This window comes from Achromobacter sp. Marseille-Q0513, from assembly GCF_018195695.1.
GTDB lineage: Bacteria > Pseudomonadota > Gammaproteobacteria > Burkholderiales > Burkholderiaceae_B > Achromobacter.
In genome coordinates, this window is record NZ_JAGTJY010000002.1 from 108,663 (window position 1) to 126,558 (window position 17,896).

The window sequence follows — 17,896 nt, forward strand, 5'->3', positions numbered from 1 at the left end:
CGCTTTGGCGCGCCTCGGGCGCGTCTGCCGCATACGTCGCAGAGTTTTTCTAGGAATTTGGGGATGTTTGGAAAATCGCAACGGGCCGTATTCAAGCCCTCCGTCTATCAGCCGGGCCAACGCACGCGGCGCATGCCGCGCTGGCTGGTGCTGCTTCTGGTGGGCATCGGCCTGGGCGCCGGCGGCGTGCTTTTCCTGCAGACCAACTACGGCCCGCAGCGCCTGACGGTGGAACAATCCGAACAGCTGCACAGCGAGCTCAGCGCCGCCAACCTGGAACGCCAGCGCCTGCAATCCCAGCTGGAAGAAACCACCCAGCAGCGCGATGCCAACAAGACCGGCCATGAAAAGCTCACGTCCGACCTGGCCGAGGCCCGCAGCAAGATCGACGCGCTGAACAAGGAACTGGTGCTGTTCCAGGACGCCATGCCGGCCGATCCGCGCGGCGGCAACCTGGGCATCCGCTCGGCCACGTTCAAGCGCGCGCCCGGCCTGCTCGACTTCCAGGTGCTGGTGATGCGCGAAGAGCGCCAGGGCGCGCCGTTCAAGGGCACCCTGACCTTCTCCATCGATGGCAGCTACCCCAACGGCCGCGTCGCCACCATCACGCCGGAAGGCCCGACGCTGAACGTGGACCGCTACGACTACGCGCTCGGCCAGCTCAAGCTGCCCGACGGCTTCACGCCCAAGGTCGTGGTGCTGCGCGTGATGGACGGCGCGCAGAAGCAGCAGGCCATGCGCATCTATTACGTACGCAACTGATCGTCCCCGCCGGGCGCGGCTCCCGCGCCCATTCCGGCTCCGCCAGGAGCCGGCCCTTCACGCCGCCTTCGGCGCCGTGGCGCCCAGTTGCTGCGCCGCCTCGTCCATGAACTGCGCCATGCGCACATCCAGCTCGGTGACCCCGCCGGCGTCATGCGTGGTCAGCAGCACATCCACCCGGTTGTAGACGTTGGTCCATTCAGGATGATGGTCCAGCTTTTCCGCGAACATGGCGGCGCGCGCCATGAAGGCGAATGCGGCATTGAAGTTGGCAAAGCGATAGCGCTTCTCGATGGCGTCGCGCTCGGCGACGGCCTGCCAGCCGCTCAACGCGGCCACCGCGATCTGGGCGCCGATGCGCGCGGGCGGAAACATGCTCATGGTGGACTCCTGGCTATCAAATGAATCAAGGCGGCGGCGCCCCGCGCCCGCCGCCTCGCTCGCCGGACCGCGGTCGCGCCTATTGCTTGACGGCGTACAGGTAGATCTCCCCCCGCCGGTTCGCCGCGCGCCCCTCGGCGGTGGCATTGTCGCCGATCGGATCGTTCGGCCCGCGGCCCTCGACCGACAGGCGGCCGGCGGCCACGCCCTGGCGCGCCAGGTAGTCGGTCACGCTCTTGGCCCGATTGACCGACAGGGTCTGGTTATGCGCCATCGCCCCGGTGCTGTCGGTATGGCCGACGACCTTGGCGCGCAGCTCCTGGTGCTGGTTGAGCGAGCGCGCCACAGAATCCAGCACGGGCAGCAGCGCCGGCTTGAGCTGGGTCTTGTCGGTATCGAACGAGACATTGCTGGGGATGTTGACCTTGAGGCTGCCGTCGGGCATTTCGACCACGTCGATTCCCAGCGAGGACGCGCCGGACTTCTGCACATCGTCCTTCACGACCTTCCAGTTGTAGCCGACCAGGCCGCCCGCCACGGCGCCGATACCCGCGCCGATCGCGGCGCCCTTGCCATTGCCGATCAGGGCGCCCAGGCCCGCGCCCACCGCCGCGCCCGCGCCCGCGCCTATGGCGGTATTGTTCTGCTGCTGCGTGGCGCAGCCCGCCAGCAGCCCTCCCGAAACAACGACGACAGCGATACGGTTGAACATTGTTCTTGAGTTCATGACAACCTCCACTTACCAGTCGGATCCGCCGGAAGATTCCGGCTGATCCATGCTAGCAAGCGCGCCGGAGCCGCGCGCAACATTTTGTAGAGGCCGCTCTCGTCCTTGCGACCGACGGCGGCCGGCCGATGCCGTGCGCCGGCAGGCTTTCAGGCGCCAAAGCGCGCCAGCCACGGCAGCGCCTCGGCCAGGCCCGGCGATTGGCGTTCCGGCTCGGGCGCGCCGGGCGGCAGCGCCAGGCCGACGCGGTTGTGCCAATAGGTCCGCAGGCCCACGCGGCTGGTGCCGAACAGATCGTAGCCGGAGCCCGCGACGAAGGCGGCGCGCCCGGGCTGCACGTCCAGCCGCGCCAGCGCCAGTTGGTAAGGCCGCGGGTCCGGCTTGTAGTAGCCCGCCTCTTCCGACGTCACGACCACGTCCCAGTCCACGCCCAGCAGCGCGGCGGCGCGATGTCCCAGCGCCCTGGAGCAGTTGGTGACCACGCCCAGCCGGCAATGCGGACGCAGCGCCGTCAGCAGCTCGCGCGCGCCGTCCCAGGCAGGCAGCAGCCCCCAGTTCGCCTCCAGCGCGGCGGGCGCGGAAGCGGGCAGGCCGACCGCCTCGGCGGCCTCGGCCACCAATTGCTCGTAAGGCAGGTAGGCGCCGCAGCCATAAGTGCGGCGCAGGTACTCCGCGCGCCACGCGCGTCCCTGCGGCTCCGAACCGGCTGCGGTGTTCCAGACCGTCCAGGAATCGAGCAAGGCGGTCAGCAGGTCGAACAGCACCGCCTGGGGAAAACTGTCCTCCGCGTCGGAACGGGGATGATCGGGGCTGGCGCCGGCGTTTGTAACAGACATGGAATGGACACTCCGGAAAACTGCGGAAGCAATCACTATAAGAAGCCGCGCCCCCGCTGTGATTTAGTCCCCATGCAACTGACCTTTAGGTCTGACTTAACGGCAGCGCGTCCTCCCGGCCAGCCGCCGGGCCGGCAGGACGCGGCCTCGCCGCCGTGTCGCCATGGTAAAAATGCCCGGACGACTGCTCCGGTCGAACTACCAAGGTGATGCCATGAACCCGACTTCTCCGTCCCGTATCCCCGCAACCCTGATACCCGGAGACGGCATCGGCCCGGAAGTCGTCGAAGCCACCGTGCAGGTGCTGGACGCCCTGGGCAGCCCGTTCGACTGGGATGTGCAGCAGGCCGGCATGGCCGGCGTCGCCAGCGCGGGCGATCCGCTGCCCGCCGCCACGCTGGCCAGCATCCGCGAGCGCCGGCTGGCGCTGAAAGGACCGCTGACCACGCCCGTCGGCACGGGCTTTCGCTCATCCAATGTGCGCCTGCGCGAGGAATTCGAGCTGTTCGGCAACGTCCGCCCGGTCAACACCATCGTGCCCGGCCGCTACGAAGACATCGACCTGGTGCTGATCCGGGAAAACCTGGGCGGCTTCTATGTCGCGCACGAGTTCTACATCCCGCAGGGCAACGACCCGCACGCGGCGGCCGTCTGCACCGGCATGAATACGCGCGAAGGCAGCGAGCGCATTGCCCGCTTCGCGTTCGAGTACGCGGTCCGGCATGGCCGCAAGAAGATCACCGTGGTCCACAAGGCCAACATCCTCAAGGCGCTGACCGGCCTGTTCCTAGAGGCCTGCAAGCATGTCGCCAAGGAGTACGAAGGCAGGGTCGAGGTGGACGACATGATCGTGGACGCCTGCGCCATGCAGCTCGTACTCAATCCCTGGCGCTTCGACATGCTGTTGTGCACCAACCTGTTCGGCGACATCCTGTCCGACCAGCTGGCCGGCCTGGTCGGCGGCCTGGGCATGGCGCCGGGCTCGAACTTCGGCAGGGACGCCGCCATCTTCGAGGCGGTGCACGGCTCGGCGCCTGACATCGCGGGCAAGGGCGTGGCCAATCCGATTTCGCTGATGCTGGCCGCCGCCATGATGCTGGAGCATGTAGGCCGGGCCGGCGACGCCCAGCGGTTGAAGCAAGCCATCTCCGCCACCATCAACACCGACAAGGTGGCCACGCGCGACCTCGGCGGCACGGCCGGCACGCGCCAGTTCGCCGAGGCGGTCTGCCGGCGGCTCTAACGGGCCGTCAGCTCAGGCGCCGGCGGTGCGCCACCCAGGCCACCGCCGCGGTGAACACCGCCACCAGCGCGCAGATGATCCAGAAACCGCCGCGGTCCTCGGCCAGCGGAATGCCGCCCACGTTCATGCCGAACAGGCCGGCCATGATGTTGATGGGCAGCGCCAGGACCGTGACCAGCGTCAGCGTGAACAGCGTGCGATTGTTCTGCTCCTGCAGGCGCGCCGCGATCTCTTCCTGCAGCAGCCTGATGCGCTCGATCAGGCCCGCCATGTCGCCCAGCACGACGGAGAATTCCTCCGTCGACTCCCGCAGTTCCTGCACGTCGCGCGGCTGCAGCCAGGCCGGCGGACGCGCCAGCAGGCGGAACACCGAGCCCGGCTCGGGCGCCAGCGTGCGCTGCAGCCGCACCAGCACCCGGCGCGTTGCCGCCAGGTCCACCCGCGCCGGTCCCGACTGCGCGGCCAGGAAGCGGTCCTCGATCCCGTCCACATCCAGGCTGGCCTTGCGCACGATCTCGGTCATCAGGTCGGCCTGATCCCGCATCAGGTGCGCCAGCAGCTCGGCCGGCGAACGGAAGCGCTCGCCCCGACGCACATGCTCGCGCAGCCGGTCCAGCGAGCGCAGCGGCTTGTGGCGCAGCGTGACCAGCAGCTTGCGCCTCGCGCACACCCACAGCGTGGCCACCTGGGCCGGCGTGCGCTCGAAATCGAAGATCACGTCGTTGAACACGGCAACCAGCGCGCGCTCCTGCTGCTCGATGCGCGTCGAATGGGCCGCCTCGCCCAGCATGGCGATGAAGGCGTCCGGCAGTTCCAGATGCGCCTGCAGCCAGCGCACACAGCCGGCCTGGGACAGGTTCATGTGCAGCCAGAGGAAATCGCCCTCTTCCGATTCGTTCGCGCTGTCCGCCAGCCGCTGTGCCAGCGCCTGCGAATCGAGTTCGGCGCCGGGGCCGTCCGGTGTGAAGCGGAAGGCGCAGATCAGGCCCGAGATGTCGGATTCATAGCCTGCTGCCGTCGATGTCGTCATCATGATCCGCGCTCATGGCGTAGCGATGGCGGGCCGTTGCGGCCCGCCCTGGGATCGGGATGGTGACGCCGAAATGTGACAGTCGAAAGACAGGCGCCGGCCGGTTCAATAGCGGTCCGGCACGAACATGTGCTCGGGCACGGGATGGCGCAGGTAGTCCTGGTGATGCACACGCTCCGGCAACTGCACTTCCGTGTGATCCACCGGCAGATAGGGCACCTGGTCCAGCAGGTGGGTGATGCAGTTCAAGCGGGCCTTTTTCTTGTCGTCGGCGCGCACGATCCACCAGGGCGACTCGGGGATGTGGGTGCGCTCCAGCATGACTTCCTTGGCCTGCGTGTACGCCTCCCAGCGGCGGCGGCTCTCCAGGTCCATCGGGCTCAGCTTCCATTGCTTGAGCGGATCGTTGATGCGGCTCTCGAAGCGGGCTTCCTGTTCGTTGTCCGACACCGAGAACCAGTACTTGATGATCTGGATGCCGCTGCGGGCCAACATCTTCTCGAACTCGGGCGCGGAGCGGAAGAACTCCTCGTACTCGGCATCGTTGCAAAAGCCCATGACCCGCTCCACGCCCGCGCGGTTGTACCAGCTGCGGTCGAACAGCACGATTTCGCCCGCGGCGGGCAGATGCGCCGCATAGCGCTGGAAATACCATTGCGTGCGCTCGCGCGAGGTCGGCGCCGGCAGCGCGGCCACGCGGCATACGCGCGGATTCAGGCGCTGCGTGATGCGCTTGATGACGCCGCCCTTGCCGGCGGCATCGCGGCCCTCGAACAGCACGACCAGGCGATGGCCGGAGTGCACCACCCAGTCCTGCAGCTTGACCAGTTCGCCCTGCAGGCGCAGCAGTTCGCGGAAATAGCGCTGGCGATTGGCGCGCCAGTCTTCGTCGGAAGTGTCTTCGCCGTCCAGCCGGCGATCGTCCAGTTCCAGCTCCAGCTCTTCATCCAGGCTGTCGATCAGATCCGCCTGCAGGCGCAGTTGCCGTTCCAGCGCGGCCACGCCGTCGCGTTCGAGTGCGTTTTCCATGTAGCCCCCCATGGCGCGCCGGGCGCGCCGTTGTCTTGCAGGCACATGCCTGACCCACCCGATTCTGGACGATGAATATGACAGGCGCTTGTCCCGCGCCGATGTGGCCATTTGTCACGCCCATGCAACCGCCCGCTGCTGGAATACCGGCGCCCGCGGCTGGCCGCGGCGCGGCACCGGGGGCCGCGCCGCGCGTGCCGCGCCCTCCGCACCCCGGCGCCGCATCACCGCGCCACCCAGCCAGAGCAGACCCAGACATGGACCGCAGAACATTCATCAAGTGGGGCAGTTTCCTGACCATCTCCACCGCCAGCGCCGGCCTGGCGGGCTGCAACGGCAGCAGCGACGACGATGACGACAGCCCCGGCACGCCGGACAATGGCAACGGCGCGCGCTACCAGTTCCCGCAGGGCGTGGCCTCGGGCGATCCCCGCCCCGGCAGCGTGGTGCTGTGGACCCGCGCGGTCGGCGCAGACAACGCGGCGGTGCCGCTGCGCGTGCAGGTAGCGCGCGACGAGAGCTTCAAGCAACTGCTGGTCGACGACGCCATCCGCGCCGAACCAGACTGGGATCACACGGTGCGCCACAAGGTCGTGGGTCTGGATGCCGGCGCCACCTACTACTACCGCTTCATCGCCGGCGCCAGCGCCAGCCCCGTTGGCCGCACGCGCACCGCGCCCGCCGAGAACGCCGCGGTGGCGCAGCTGAAGTTCGCCTTCATCTCCTGTCAGGACTGGAGCGTGAACCACTGGGCCGGCTTCGACGAGCTGCTGACCCAGGACCTGGACTTCATCGTGCACCTGGGCGACTACATCTACGAAACCGTGAAAGCCGGCTTCCAGACCGGCGCCGTGGAAAGCGCGCACGCGCCGCTCAGCCTGCCCGACGGCACCAAGCGCGCCGATGGCGCCATCTACGCCACCACGCTGGCCGACTACCGCAGCCTGTACCGCAACTACCGCAGCGATCCGCGCCTGCAGGCGCTGCACGCGCGCTTTCCCATGATCGCCATCTGGGACGACCACGAATTCTCCGACGACTGCTGGCAGGACCGGCAGGTCTACGCCGCAACCGACGACGCCACCGCCAACACGCCGCGCCGGCGCGGCGCCAACCAGGCCTGGTTCGAATTCATGCCGGCCGACGTCAGCTTCAACCGCGACAACCCGGCGTTCGACAACATCCAGATCTATCGCGCGTTCCGCTTCGGCACCCTGGCCACCCTGCTGATGACCGACCTGCGCCTGTACCGCGCGGACCATGTCATTCCGGAAAAGCAGGTCGGCAGCGAAATCGGCAGCCGCTATTTCGTGCCCAAGCGCATCCTGTCCCAGGTGGAAGCCGCCAAGATCAGCGCGGCCTCCGGCCAGCTGACGCCGGTGTCCATGCTGGGCGACACGCAGCGCGACTGGTGGAAGGCCCAGCTGCGCGCCAGCGCGACGACCTGGAACCTGTGGGGCAATGAAGTCTCCCTGCTGCGCATGCAATTCAACGGCGCCCAGGCCGTGGCCGGCCTGCTGGCGCAGGGACTGGCCGCCGCCAACAACGCGCTGACGCCGCTGGTGCCCGCCATGGCGAACGCGCTGGTCCAGGATCTCACGGGCGCCGACCACAGCAGCGGCAAGCCCGTCACGGCCTACCCTGCCCTGTCGGCCCTGTTCGCCGCGCAGGCCGGCATCCCGGCGGGCGCGTTCGCCGCCCAGATCAAGCCGCTGCTGGACGCGCAGCTGCCGCCTTCGGCCCTGCTGGACGAATACCTGCTCAACGCCGATCAATGGGACGGCTACAACGCCGAACGCAAGCACCTGATGGCCTTCGTGCGCGATGCCGGTATCCGCAACCTGGTGGCGCTGACCGGCGACATCCACGCCTTCTTCGCCGGCCCGGTCATGGACGACTACGACGCGGCCATGCCCAAACCCATCATGGTCGACCTGGTCACGGCCGGCATTTCCAGCAACTCGTTCTTCAGCTATTTCAAGAACGTGGTGGACAACGATCCCGCCTTCGCTCAGGCCAAGCCGCTGATCTACAGCGAGAAGAACGGCGCGCTCGTCAACAACTTCAACGCCACGCTCAAGCAGTTCAACGGCGGCTGGCTGCGCCATGTGGACACCGACGCGCAGGGCTTCGCCGTGGTGACCCTGACGCCGACCGAACTGCGCTGCGTGTTCAGCAAGCTCAAACCGCTCAACGGCAAGCAGGCACCCGCGCTGCCGGCGGTGGCGTCGCGGACGACGCTGACGGTGGCGGCGGGGATGCCGGAGGTGAGTGAGGCGGTGTAGGTTGGCGGAAAGCTAGAAGGCCGTTGACGATTGCGTCGACGGCCTTCGGTATCATCTACGCTAGGCTTGAGTACGATGCCGGATCAAGGATTTCTCGATAGTGCGATACGTGGCGTGTCTCCAGCAGCTTCATGAAATGCGCGCAAAGCGCAGGATCCGCGGACAGCTCAACCCGGACGCGGGATAGCAACGCAGCCTGGCCTTCACGCAAGCCTTCGATTTTTTTCTGTATCGCATTGTCGATTTCCGGGTCATCGTGACGGTCGCGCCGCTCGAACGACGGCAAGGCGCGATCAACGGCAGGTTTCGCCGGGCGGGCTTCGTCCGTGGACACGAGCAGCAGGCTTAGGCGCTCATGCGTCTGCTCATAGATTTTCCGGAAATTGGCATCCTTCAGCTTTTCCTCCAACGCCATGGCAGACCTCGCGCGTTCGAGGCCGGTATCCAGCATTAACCTCTCCGCGCACAGGTCCAACTCCAGCTCGAATGTCGCTCGTTGCAATGCGCTGGCACGGTCAAGCGAATGGTTGATCGCCGCCACACCCTCATTGACTGCCCTGAGCCCCCCCGCTATCCGGCGTCCCAAAGAGGCCCGAACGACGGGATCGGCTTCATGCGTGTCCTTGATGCGGGAAGCTGGACGCGTGGCAGACCCGGCAGGCGGCGCAGGTCTTCCGACGGACGCACGCTGCTCGCCAGGCCCCCTGCTTGGCGCATTGAGTACGTCGCTGAACGTCAGCCGTCTGGATGCCGCTTTCGCCGGGACAGTCGATATGGCGCCAGGCATGTCCTTCGACTCGACAATGGGGACTTCCACATCAGGCTCCGTCCTTCCCGACTTGGGCTTGTAGGCACAGGCGGGATAGTTGGAACAAGAACGGAACTCGCCATACCGGCCTGTGCGCGCGACCAGAACACCCTGTTTGCACCAGGGGCAACGTTCCTCCTGGCTAGGTTCCCCTTTCATATTGGTGATCTTCACGGCACCGTCCGCTTCCAGCTCACGCAGGAAGCTTGAGCACTGGCCTCGCGTGGTGAACATGGCGACACCGCGTCGCGCCCGGGTCAGCGCCACATAGAACAAGCGGCGCTCCTCGCTCAGATAAAAGGTGTCTCCGGCGGGCATGGCCAACGCCAGCACGGGATCATCGGCCCGCGTGTTCGGAAAGCTGCGCCCGCGCAGCACGCTGCGCATCTCCGGCAGGATGACGTAGTCGGCCTCGCTGCCCTTCGACTTGTGAATGGTCAGGAACGATATATTCACCCAGCGCGAAAACCGGCCCATTCGAGACGGCAGGTGATTTCGATCGGCGTTGTAGCGACCGAGGACATACACAGAGACTTTGCCGTCACGCCCAGGAGGAATGGTGCCATTGTTGACGCCTTCGGCCAGATGCTGCACGAACTGGTCTATCGCGTCGGTGAGTTCGTCCTTGTGATCCACCTGGAAGGCCTGGAGCACCGGCCCGACCGCCGGCGTGGCCGACCTGACCAGCTTGCTCAACTGAGCGGGATTCTTGGCGACGAACTGACTGGAGACGTCGCAAAGCGCCTGAGGACAGCGGAAGGTCTGCTCCAGCTTGAGGATCTGCCCATGCTCGAACCATTCCCGAAATGCGGTCATCACGGACACATCCGCGCCGGCGAACCTGTTGATGGACTGCCAGTCGTCACCCACGGCGAAAAAGAAGCGCCCCGGCTTCCGGACCAGGGCGCGGCACAACCGTGCCCGGGCACGGGATGCGTCCTGAAACTCATCGGCCATCACCAGTTCATAAGGCGCCGAGTAACGACCATTTTCCAGGTGGTCGGCTGCCTGGTTCAGCATGTCTTCAAAGTCGATGCCGCCTTCGGACGCCAGGGCGGCATCCCACTCTCGCAGGATCGGCGCGGCGATGTCCAGGAACATTCGGTGGCGATACTTGAATGTGCCGTCAGGCATCGCGTCCAGACCGCTGTGCAGCGCCGCCATCGGCAGGCAATTGCTCTTGACGTGGCTGATGAAGGTTCTCACCAACTTGATCAGCTCTTTTTGTTCCATGGGCTTTTGACCGTCCCTCGGAATCTCGCGATCCGGATTGGGGTCGAGCACCGTGCCTCGGCGGGTCAGCTCTTGAGCCAAATGATCAAACACCGCGCCAGTACGGATCTGATGCGACGTTGTTTCAATCAGCGATGTGCCGCGCTCCCGGTGCAACTGGCGCTTCCACGCCACTCCAGAAACATAGTCGCCGAAGCTGGGCGGCGCGTTGCCCTGCGCGTCGAGGGCGAAATGCTCGTGATACAGGTCAATGGCCGGGTAGTAGAAATCAGGGCGGTACTGGCGGTATTCGTCGGTCGCCGTCTTGAACCTGTAGCTGTCTTCGTAGCGATAATCCACGCCGTTATAAAAGAGCCAGTTGGAGATGGTGGCCTCTTCCTGGCTGCGGACTCTTTTCCCGTCCGCAGTGAGCGTTCTGCCATTGCCTTGGCCGTCCCATACGTCCGGCGTCCCAATCGATCCGAATGCGGGCAGATCCTTGCCGAAGACGAACCTGAACAGGTCCCATCGCGTCCGGAAAGCAGGATCGCGATCCTTGAGCTGATCAATGATCCCGCCCAGCTTGCGTATACCGCCAAGAGCATCTGTCGCCCAATCCGGGACATCTGGTTTTTCTCCGGTCGCCTTGCCGATGATGCTCAGTCCCAAGGCGTGGAAAGTCGAGGCATTCACCTGAACGCCCTGCATGCCAAGTCGTTCGAAGGCATTGGCGGCGCGCGCGCTGAGCTCCTCCGCGGCTTGCTTGTTGAACGCCAGCATGACGATGCGTTCAGGAGCGACCAAACCCCGATGGATGGCATAGGCGGCTTTCGCGACCATCGTGGATGTCTTACCCGAGCCCGCGGACGCCACCACCTGCACACGATTGTCGAAGCAGACCACGGCGCGCGCCTGCTCGTCAGTCAGGGGCTTGCTCTCTACCCGGGCAAACAGGTCCTTGCACTCCTCCAGCTCGGATTCCGTATGCCGTGCGTTGAGCAATTCCCAATTGGCACGATGGTCGGCCTCCCAATGAGCCAAGGTGCCATTGACCGCGGCGACCTCATTGCCCAGTCTGGCCTGGACCTCCGATCTCTTCAGCCGCGCACGGACTGCAGGGACATCCATTTCTGGCCGCGCATTTTCCAGGGCCGTCTGCATTTCGTGGGTAAACCACCGACGCTCGGCGCGAACGACGTCTTCCTGTACCTGCTTTTGGTCAAGCCACGCCCGCATGGATTGATGGGCGCGCTGAATGTATGCGACGTCCTCAAGAATTCGCTGATCGGCCAGTGCGGATTTGAGTGCCTTGCCCAAGGCAATCCCTTGCGCATTTGGCAATCCGTCCACCTTCACCGCCTCAGGACGGCCAGGAAAAAGGGTGAAGTCCGTCCAGAACACGCCCGGGTCAAGGCGATAGGAGGTCTCATCCTCGATCCTGGTCGTATGGATCCGTCCCGCAACGGAAAGCCACAATTCCGGGCCATTGAGGCGCAACTGCCAATTTGATGATCCGGTCAGATACCCGCCCAATCTGGAGGGAGCCCACGCCTCGGTCATTTTCCGCCCTTCTGTGTCCATGTTGCCATGCGAGCCTGGCAGGTTCGCCAGGTCGACCAGAAGGAAATAGTAGCCGGTAGTAATTTTTAGCTATGCATCGGCATTCGGGCGAACGGCCGCAAACGGCACAAGGCGTCATGGCGGGGATGCCAAGCAGCCATCGGCAGCAAGAAAGCTTGCCCGCGGTATCTGCGAGCGTTGCGATATGCCCTTGAGAACAGCCCTAGCTTTGCGAAAGTATGCCTATCGGAATTAGACCGGCCATGCTTGGCGCAGATGACTGGCAGCGGCGGTGCTGCTGAAGATGCGGCTGCTGAAGATATGGATTCGAAATAAAAAAACGGGCACTCCGTGTGGAGTGCCCGTTTTCGAATCTTTTGGTGGGCTGTGAGTGGCTCGAACACTCGACCTACGGATTAAGAGTCCGCTGCTCTACCAACTGAGCTAACAGCCCGACGCAAACTCACTCATCAATCACCCAGGCCCCTTTCGGTTTCTGCTGCGATTCGCTGTGTGAGCAGCGAAGATGAAAGATTATAGAGAGCTTTTTTGAATCGTGCAAGTCGCTCTCAGGAAAATTTCCTTTCAGGCCGCGAATCCCCCGTCCACCGCAAGGCTCGCGCCCGTGACATAGCGCCCATCAGGGCCGGCCAGGAAGGCCACCATGCCGGCGATGTCCCGCGTTTCGCCATAGTGCGGCAAGGACAGCACCGCCACCATATCGCCGGCGCGCTCGCCGTCGGCCGGGTTCATGTCGGTGTCGATCGGCCCTGGATGCACCACATTGACGGTGATGCCGCGCGGTCCCAGGTCGCGTGCCAGCCCGCGGGTCAGGCCTAGCAAGGCGGACTTGCTGGCGGCATAGATCGTGACGCCGGCGCGGCCTGCGCGCTCGGCCAAGCAACTGCCGATGTTGATGATGCGGCCGCCGTCGGGCATGGACGGCTGCAGCGCCTGGACGGCGACGAAGGGCGCGCGGACGTTGACGTCCATGGTGCGCTCGTAGTCGTCCAGGCTGGCCTGCGCCAGGTCGCCGGCGATGAATACGCCGGCGTTATTGACCAGCACATCGACCGGCCCCAGTTCGTTCAGCGCGCGTTCGGCGGCGCGGCGCAGCTGGTCCGCATCGGCCGCATCCGCCTGGATGGCCAGCGCCCTGCCGCCGCCGGCCTTGATTTCGGCGACGAGTTCATCGGCCTTGCCGGCCGACGACGCGCTGACATAGGTGAAGGCCACATCCGCGCCGTCGGCCGCCAGCCGACGGACGATGGAGGCGCCGATGCCGCGGCTGCCGCCAGTCACGAACGCCACTTTGCCCTGGAGATTTCGCATGGGGATACCCTAATTTGTAGTGATCAATACAAATATCATCGCCGCACTGGTTCGCAATCGTCAATCATTTTCTTATCGATCAACACAAAATACTGTGCCAGCTTAAAATCGCATGCATGGCAGAACGAGGACGTCCCCGCAACTTCGACCGCGACCAGGCCTTGCGCAAGGCCATGGAGGTCTTCTGGTCGAAAGGATATGAAGGCGCATCGCTGACCGACCTCACGGCGGCGATGGGCATCAACTCGCCCAGTCTCTATGGCGCGTTCGGCTCCAAGGAAGCGCTGTTCCGCGAGGCCGTCGAGCTGTACCGCCAGACCGACGGCGGCGCCGCGCGCCAGGCGCTGCAGGACGCGCCCAGCGCCCGCGACGCCATGCAGGGCATGCTGCTGGCAGCGGCCGAGCGCTTCACCACGCCCGGCCTGCCTCCCGGTTGCCTGATCGTGCTGGGCGCGCCGGCGGGCACGGTCAGCCCGCCCGGCATCGGCGAGTTCCTGTGCGAAAGCAGGCGCGAGATGCAGGCCCGCATCCTGGCGCGGCTGAACCAGGGCGCGGCCCGCGGCGAACTGCCCGACGGCGCGGACCTGAAAGGCCTGGCCGCGTTCTACACCACGGTGCTGCACGGCATGTCCATCCAGGCGCGCGACGGCGCCAGCCGCAAGACGCTGCAGGCCGTGGCGCGGCAGGCCATGTGCTCCTGGGATGCGCTGGCCGGCGTCCCGCCTCCGGACCACGCCCGCTGTTGAAGGACGGCGCCATGATCCGCATCGACCTGCGGCGCCTCATCCTCTGGATCAGCCTGCTGTCGATCATGCTGGTGCTGGCGGGCGGCCTGCACGCCAGCTATCTCGTGCAGCGCGACCTGCTGCTGCACAACGCGCAGGAAGACAACCGCGCCTACGCATCCAAGCTGGCCGCGACCACCGAGTATTTCCTGAACGACCTGCGCCGCTATCTGGCGTTCAGCGCCGAGATGCTGGCGGACATGCAGGCGCATCCGGAACTGATGGCCGAGGAAACCCGACGCCAGGAAACGCAGCTCGGTCACTTCAACTCCAGTTTCATCGTATCGCCGCAGGGCAAGGTGCTGTCGGCCTCGGCTTCCGTGCCGGACCTGCTGGGCCGGCAGATGTACAGCCCGGCCGCGCAGGACGCGATACAGACCCAGCGCCCCACCATCAGCGAACCCTTCCAGGGCCGCAGCGGCCGCTGGCTCATCCTCTACACGCATCCGATCTTCTCGCCCGACAAGCGCTACATCGGCTATATCGCCGGCACGCTGTATCTGCACCAGGACAACGTGCTGGACCGCCTGCTGGGCCAGCACTTCCACCGCGACGACTCGAACCTGCGCGTCGTGGACCGCAACGGCACGCTGATCTATGGCCGCGACCGCAGCTTGCTGGGCAAGCCGGTGGCCGAACTGCAGGCGTTGGCGCCCGCGCTGCGCGGCGAGACAGGAGAATTGCGCTTCGTCGACGCCCTGGGCCGCGACATGCTGGCCGGCTATGCGCCGGTGCCGAGCACGGGCTGGAGCCTCATCGCGCAGCGGCCGGTGGCGGGCACGCTGCAGCCCCTGAGCGACCTGCTGCTCGCCACCGCCCGCAACACCCTGCCCCTGCTGCTGCTATCCATTGCATCGCTCTGGCTGCTGTCCAGGCTGATCGCCAAGCCGCTGGGCGAGCTTGCCGGCTTCGCCAGGCGCATGCAGGATCTGGATTCCGCCGACGGCATACGCGGCGTGCGCTCCTGGTACTTCGAGGCGACCCAGCTCAAGCGCGCGCTGCTGATGGGCCTGGCGTCCATGCACCACAAGATGCGCGACCTGCGCCGCAAGAGCGCCACCGACACGCTGACCGGCCTGCTCAACCGCCGCGGCCTGGAAGAAGCCATGGTCATGCTGCAGGCCGAGGACACGCCGGTCGCCATCGTGGTCATCGACATCGATCACTTCAAGAACATCAATGACCGCTATGGTCACGCCGCTGGCGACCGGGCGCTACAGAGGCTGGCCAGGCAGATGACGGACAGCGCCCGCGCCGGCGATACGCTGGCCCGCGCGGGGGGAGAAGAATTCGTGATGCTGCTGCCCGGCGCGCCCATGGCCGCCGCGGTGGCCACGGCGCACCGTCTGCGCCTGAAGGTCGCGGCCTCGCCCGGTCCGGACCTGTCGGCCCATCCGATCACGCTGTCGGCCGGCGTGGCGCACTATCCCACGCACGGCGCCACGCTGGAGGCGGTGTACCAGCGCGCGGACCAGGCGCTCTATTACGCCAAGAACCATGGCCGCAACGCCGTGGCCGCGGCCGACGACCTCGTGCGCGGCGGCCTGCGCAACACCTTGCCCTGAGGACGGACTCCCGCCGCCGCTACTTGCCCTTGCCGGCCGCCGGCGCGCCCTTCGCCTGCTTGAGCAGCGCGCCGCAGGAATTGCCCTCGTCGGCGCTGGGACCGATCAGGGCCAGCAGACCCGCGGCCGGCGTCAGCAGCACGCCCAGCGCCACCATGCCGGCGCCGCGCGCCGCCAGCGGCAATGCCTTCACGCCCACGTCCGGCTTGCCGAACGTACCCTGGACGTACAGCGGGGATCGCAGGGAAAAGAGACGGAAGCCCTTGCTGTCGGGCGTGATGTCCAGGTTCAGTTTCTCGTTCTTGAAGTCGGCGGTTCCCGTGATGCCGATCAGCGCGTTCTCGGTATCGAACACGAACACGCGCGGCGTCATCGTGCCGTTCTTCATCTGCAGGTCGGCCACGCCGCAATTGATCTTCACCTCGTCGTCGCCGAACAGCTTGGAGACGACGTAATTGCCCACATTCAGGCCGGCGATCTCCATCAGGCTGCGGCTGATCACGCCGTCGTTGACCAGCATCTTCACGTCGCCGGTCGCGGAGCCCAGCAGGGCCGCCACGGAATTGCCGGAGCCCGTCAGCGCCAGGTCGCCATGAAGCTCGCCCAGCGTCTTCTGCATGGAGGGCGAGGCCGGGAAAAGCTGCTTCAGGCGCAGGCGCCGCGCATGCACCTCGACCCGCCCGGACAGCGGCGCTCCGGAGCCGTCCAGGCGCGCCGTCGCGGCCATGCTGCCGCCCGCCATGCCGAACTTCAATGGATCCAGCGTCAGCACGCCGTCCTGCAGGATCACGTGGACGCTGAGATCGGACAGGGGCAGCTTGCTGTCGTGGATGATGCTGGCCGCTTCCAGCGCCACATCGGCATCCATGTCGCGCCAGCGGTCGGTGCGGAACGCCTGCGTCGGCAGGACCTTGCCGCCGGGCGGTCGGGCCGGCGCGCTCTTGTCCTTGTCCTGGGCCGACGCCGCCTTGCCCGAGGGCACGCCGATCAGCGGCCCCAGGTCGGCCATGCGCAGCAGCTTGGACGAGAGCTTGCCGGTCAGCTTGGGGCGCGGCGCGCCCAGCGCGAAGGATACGTCGCCGTGCAGGTCGCTGTTGCCGACCTTGCCGTTGAAGTCCTTGTAGTCGAACACCGTGCCGCCCTGGCGCCGCAGCCGCGCCACCAGGTGGCCGTCGGTGGAGTACGGCGGCGTGTCGGGCAGCGTGACACCGGTCAGCGGATAGAGCTGCGCCATCGATCCGCCCGATAGCTTGAGCCGCAGGTCCAGCGCGGCCAGGCTGGCCGGATCGCGCAGCGTGCCCACCACCGCCGCGCGCGTGCCGCCCACGCTCAGGTCCGCCTGTACCGGGAACGGCTGGCTCGCATCCTGCATGGCCAGCATGCCGCCGACCTTGCCCTCGCCCTTGACCGGCAGGTCCTTGTACTTGCCCGAGACCTTCCAGCCGAATACATAGTCGCGCGGCGCGGGCGCGGACTCGCCGGACGGCGCTCGCGCGGCGGGACTGCCGGCGGCGTCGGGTGATCCGGCGGCGGACGCGCCGTCAGCCGGCGCCTGCGGCGCGAAATCCGCGCCGGCCACGTCGGCGAAAGGAACGGGCTTGCCCAGCGGATCCACCTGCAGCGTCAGATCCGCCTTGAGGATCTCGTCGCGCAGGCCGACCTGGCCCTTGTCGAAACCGATCTCGTTGATGTCCAGCACCCATGGCGACGGCTCGCCGGTGTCGGGCATGGTGAACTGCCAATTAGCCCGGCCATCGGCCAGACGCTCCAGGTCGGCGGCAGGCTCGATGAGTTGTATGCGCCGGATGACCACGCGCTGGCTCAGCAGCGGCAGCGGCGACAGGCTGAACTCGCCGCGCTTGAGCGTGGCGAAGGCCGGCGCCTTGGCCCAGGGCGCGTTGCCGACGGAGATGTCCTGCGCGCTCACGTGCGGCCACGGCACCCAGCCGCGCCATCCGCTCTCATCCGGCTCGCGCGCCCAGCGCACGCTCAGGTCGCCGTTGATGGCGAAGGGCCGCCCGATGGCGGCGCTGACGCGCTCGTTGATCATCGGCCTGGCGCGGTTCCAGTCGAACAGCGCCACGACGGCCATCAGGGCCGCGATCGCCACGCCGATCACGGCGAAAACCCCGATCGCTACTTTTCTTGTGCGTGTCATGGTTATTATCCTTGGCGTCGCGGCGATGACATGCCGTCGCCGCTCCTGTGCCCGTTCAGTCCCCTATAGGGTAGCCCGACCCGCCGGACGGGTTAAGCTTGCCGGCCCGAGAATGTGTATGGATTTTTCCGCCATTGCACGCGCCGGGGGCTCCCCGGGACAGGCTCGGCGGCACGGCTGGCG

13 protein-coding genes and 1 tRNA gene are annotated in these 17,896 nt (G+C 66.4%); 5 read left to right on the plus strand and 9 right to left on the minus strand.

Features of this window, described 5'->3' with window-relative positions:
• Nucleotides 1-63: 63 nt before the first annotated feature.
• Nucleotides 64-762 (plus strand): DUF6776 family protein, encoded by a 699-nt coding sequence (locus tag KDH83_RS01165; RefSeq protein WP_212312264.1) that lies wholly within the window; start codon nucleotides 64-66, stop codon nucleotides 760-762.
• A 57-nt stretch (nucleotides 763-819) separates the two neighbouring features.
• On the opposite strand, the gene KDH83_RS01170 is transcribed toward KDH83_RS01165, so the two are convergent.
• From KDH83_RS01170 to KDH83_RS01180, 3 genes are all read right to left on the minus strand, one after another.
• A complete protein-coding gene (locus tag KDH83_RS01170) occupies nucleotides 820-1,143 on the minus strand; it encodes a 4a-hydroxytetrahydrobiopterin dehydratase (RefSeq protein ID WP_103272536.1) in 324 nt (107 codons plus the stop codon).
• A 79-nt stretch (nucleotides 1,144-1,222) separates the two neighbouring features.
• Entirely contained in the window at nucleotides 1,223-1,870 is a 648-nt protein-coding gene (locus KDH83_RS01175) for an OmpA family protein (RefSeq protein ID WP_212312266.1), read from the minus strand.
• Nucleotides 1,871-2,019: 149 nt separating this feature from the next.
• Nucleotides 2,020-2,706 carry an HAD-IA family hydrolase gene (locus KDH83_RS01180; protein WP_212312268.1) on the minus strand — a complete coding sequence of 229 codons (687 nt, stop codon included), beginning with the start codon at nucleotides 2,704-2,706 and terminating at the stop codon, nucleotides 2,020-2,022.
• A gap of 214 nt (nucleotides 2,707-2,920) precedes the next feature.
• Between KDH83_RS01180 and KDH83_RS01185 the strand changes: the two genes are divergently transcribed.
• The gene (locus KDH83_RS01185; RefSeq protein ID WP_212312269.1) at nucleotides 2,921-3,949 is read left to right on the plus strand and encodes an isocitrate/isopropylmalate family dehydrogenase; all 1,029 of its coding nucleotides are present in this window, start codon (nucleotides 2,921-2,923) and stop codon (nucleotides 3,947-3,949) included.
• A gap of 7 nt (nucleotides 3,950-3,956) precedes the next feature.
• On the opposite strand, the gene KDH83_RS01190 is transcribed toward KDH83_RS01185, so the two are convergent.
• A complete protein-coding gene (locus KDH83_RS01190; RefSeq protein WP_212312270.1) occupies nucleotides 3,957-4,982 on the minus strand; it encodes a transporter in 1,026 nt (341 codons plus the stop codon).
• Nucleotides 4,983-5,084: 102 nt separating this feature from the next.
• A complete protein-coding gene (gene ppk2, locus KDH83_RS01195; protein WP_212312271.1) occupies nucleotides 5,085-6,008 on the minus strand; it encodes a polyphosphate kinase 2 in 924 nt (307 codons plus the stop codon).
• Nucleotides 6,009-6,265: 257 nt separating this feature from the next.
• Between ppk2 and KDH83_RS01200 the strand changes: the two genes are divergently transcribed.
• Nucleotides 6,266-8,293, plus strand: a complete 2,028-nt coding sequence (locus KDH83_RS01200; protein ID WP_212312272.1) for an alkaline phosphatase D family protein — start codon at nucleotides 6,266-6,268, stop codon at nucleotides 8,291-8,293.
• Between the two features lie 55 nt (nucleotides 8,294-8,348).
• Here KDH83_RS01200 and KDH83_RS01205 read toward each other — a convergent pair whose 3' ends face one another.
• The 3 genes from KDH83_RS01205 to KDH83_RS01215 all read right to left on the minus strand — a co-directional run bounded on the left by KDH83_RS01205 (nucleotide 8,349) and on the right by KDH83_RS01215 (nucleotide 13,205).
• Complete coding sequence (locus KDH83_RS01205) at nucleotides 8,349-11,894, minus strand: UvrD-helicase domain-containing protein (RefSeq protein ID WP_249204742.1); 3,546 nt, start codon at nucleotides 11,892-11,894, stop codon at nucleotides 8,349-8,351.
• Nucleotides 11,895-12,251: 357 nt separating this feature from the next.
• A tRNA-Lys gene (locus KDH83_RS01210) sits at nucleotides 12,252-12,327 on the minus strand.
• A 131-nt stretch (nucleotides 12,328-12,458) separates the two neighbouring features.
• Nucleotides 12,459-13,205 carry a 3-oxoacyl-ACP reductase family protein gene (locus KDH83_RS01215; RefSeq protein WP_212312273.1) on the minus strand — a complete coding sequence of 249 codons (747 nt, stop codon included), beginning with the start codon at nucleotides 13,203-13,205 and terminating at the stop codon, nucleotides 12,459-12,461.
• Between the two features lie 116 nt (nucleotides 13,206-13,321).
• Between KDH83_RS01215 and KDH83_RS01220 the strand changes: the two genes are divergently transcribed.
• Nucleotides 13,322-13,951 carry a TetR/AcrR family transcriptional regulator gene (locus tag KDH83_RS01220; RefSeq protein WP_212312274.1) on the plus strand — a complete coding sequence of 210 codons (630 nt, stop codon included), beginning with the start codon at nucleotides 13,322-13,324 and terminating at the stop codon, nucleotides 13,949-13,951.
• Between the two features lie 11 nt (nucleotides 13,952-13,962).
• Nucleotides 13,963-15,555, plus strand: a complete 1,593-nt coding sequence (locus KDH83_RS01225; RefSeq protein WP_212312276.1) for a sensor domain-containing diguanylate cyclase — start codon at nucleotides 13,963-13,965, stop codon at nucleotides 15,553-15,555.
• A 19-nt stretch (nucleotides 15,556-15,574) separates the two neighbouring features.
• Here the strand turns inward: KDH83_RS01225 and KDH83_RS01230 are convergent, their stop codons facing one another.
• Complete coding sequence (locus KDH83_RS01230; RefSeq protein ID WP_212312278.1) at nucleotides 15,575-17,713, minus strand: AsmA family protein; 2,139 nt, start codon at nucleotides 17,711-17,713, stop codon at nucleotides 15,575-15,577.
• Between the last annotated feature and the right edge of the window lie 183 nt (nucleotides 17,714-17,896).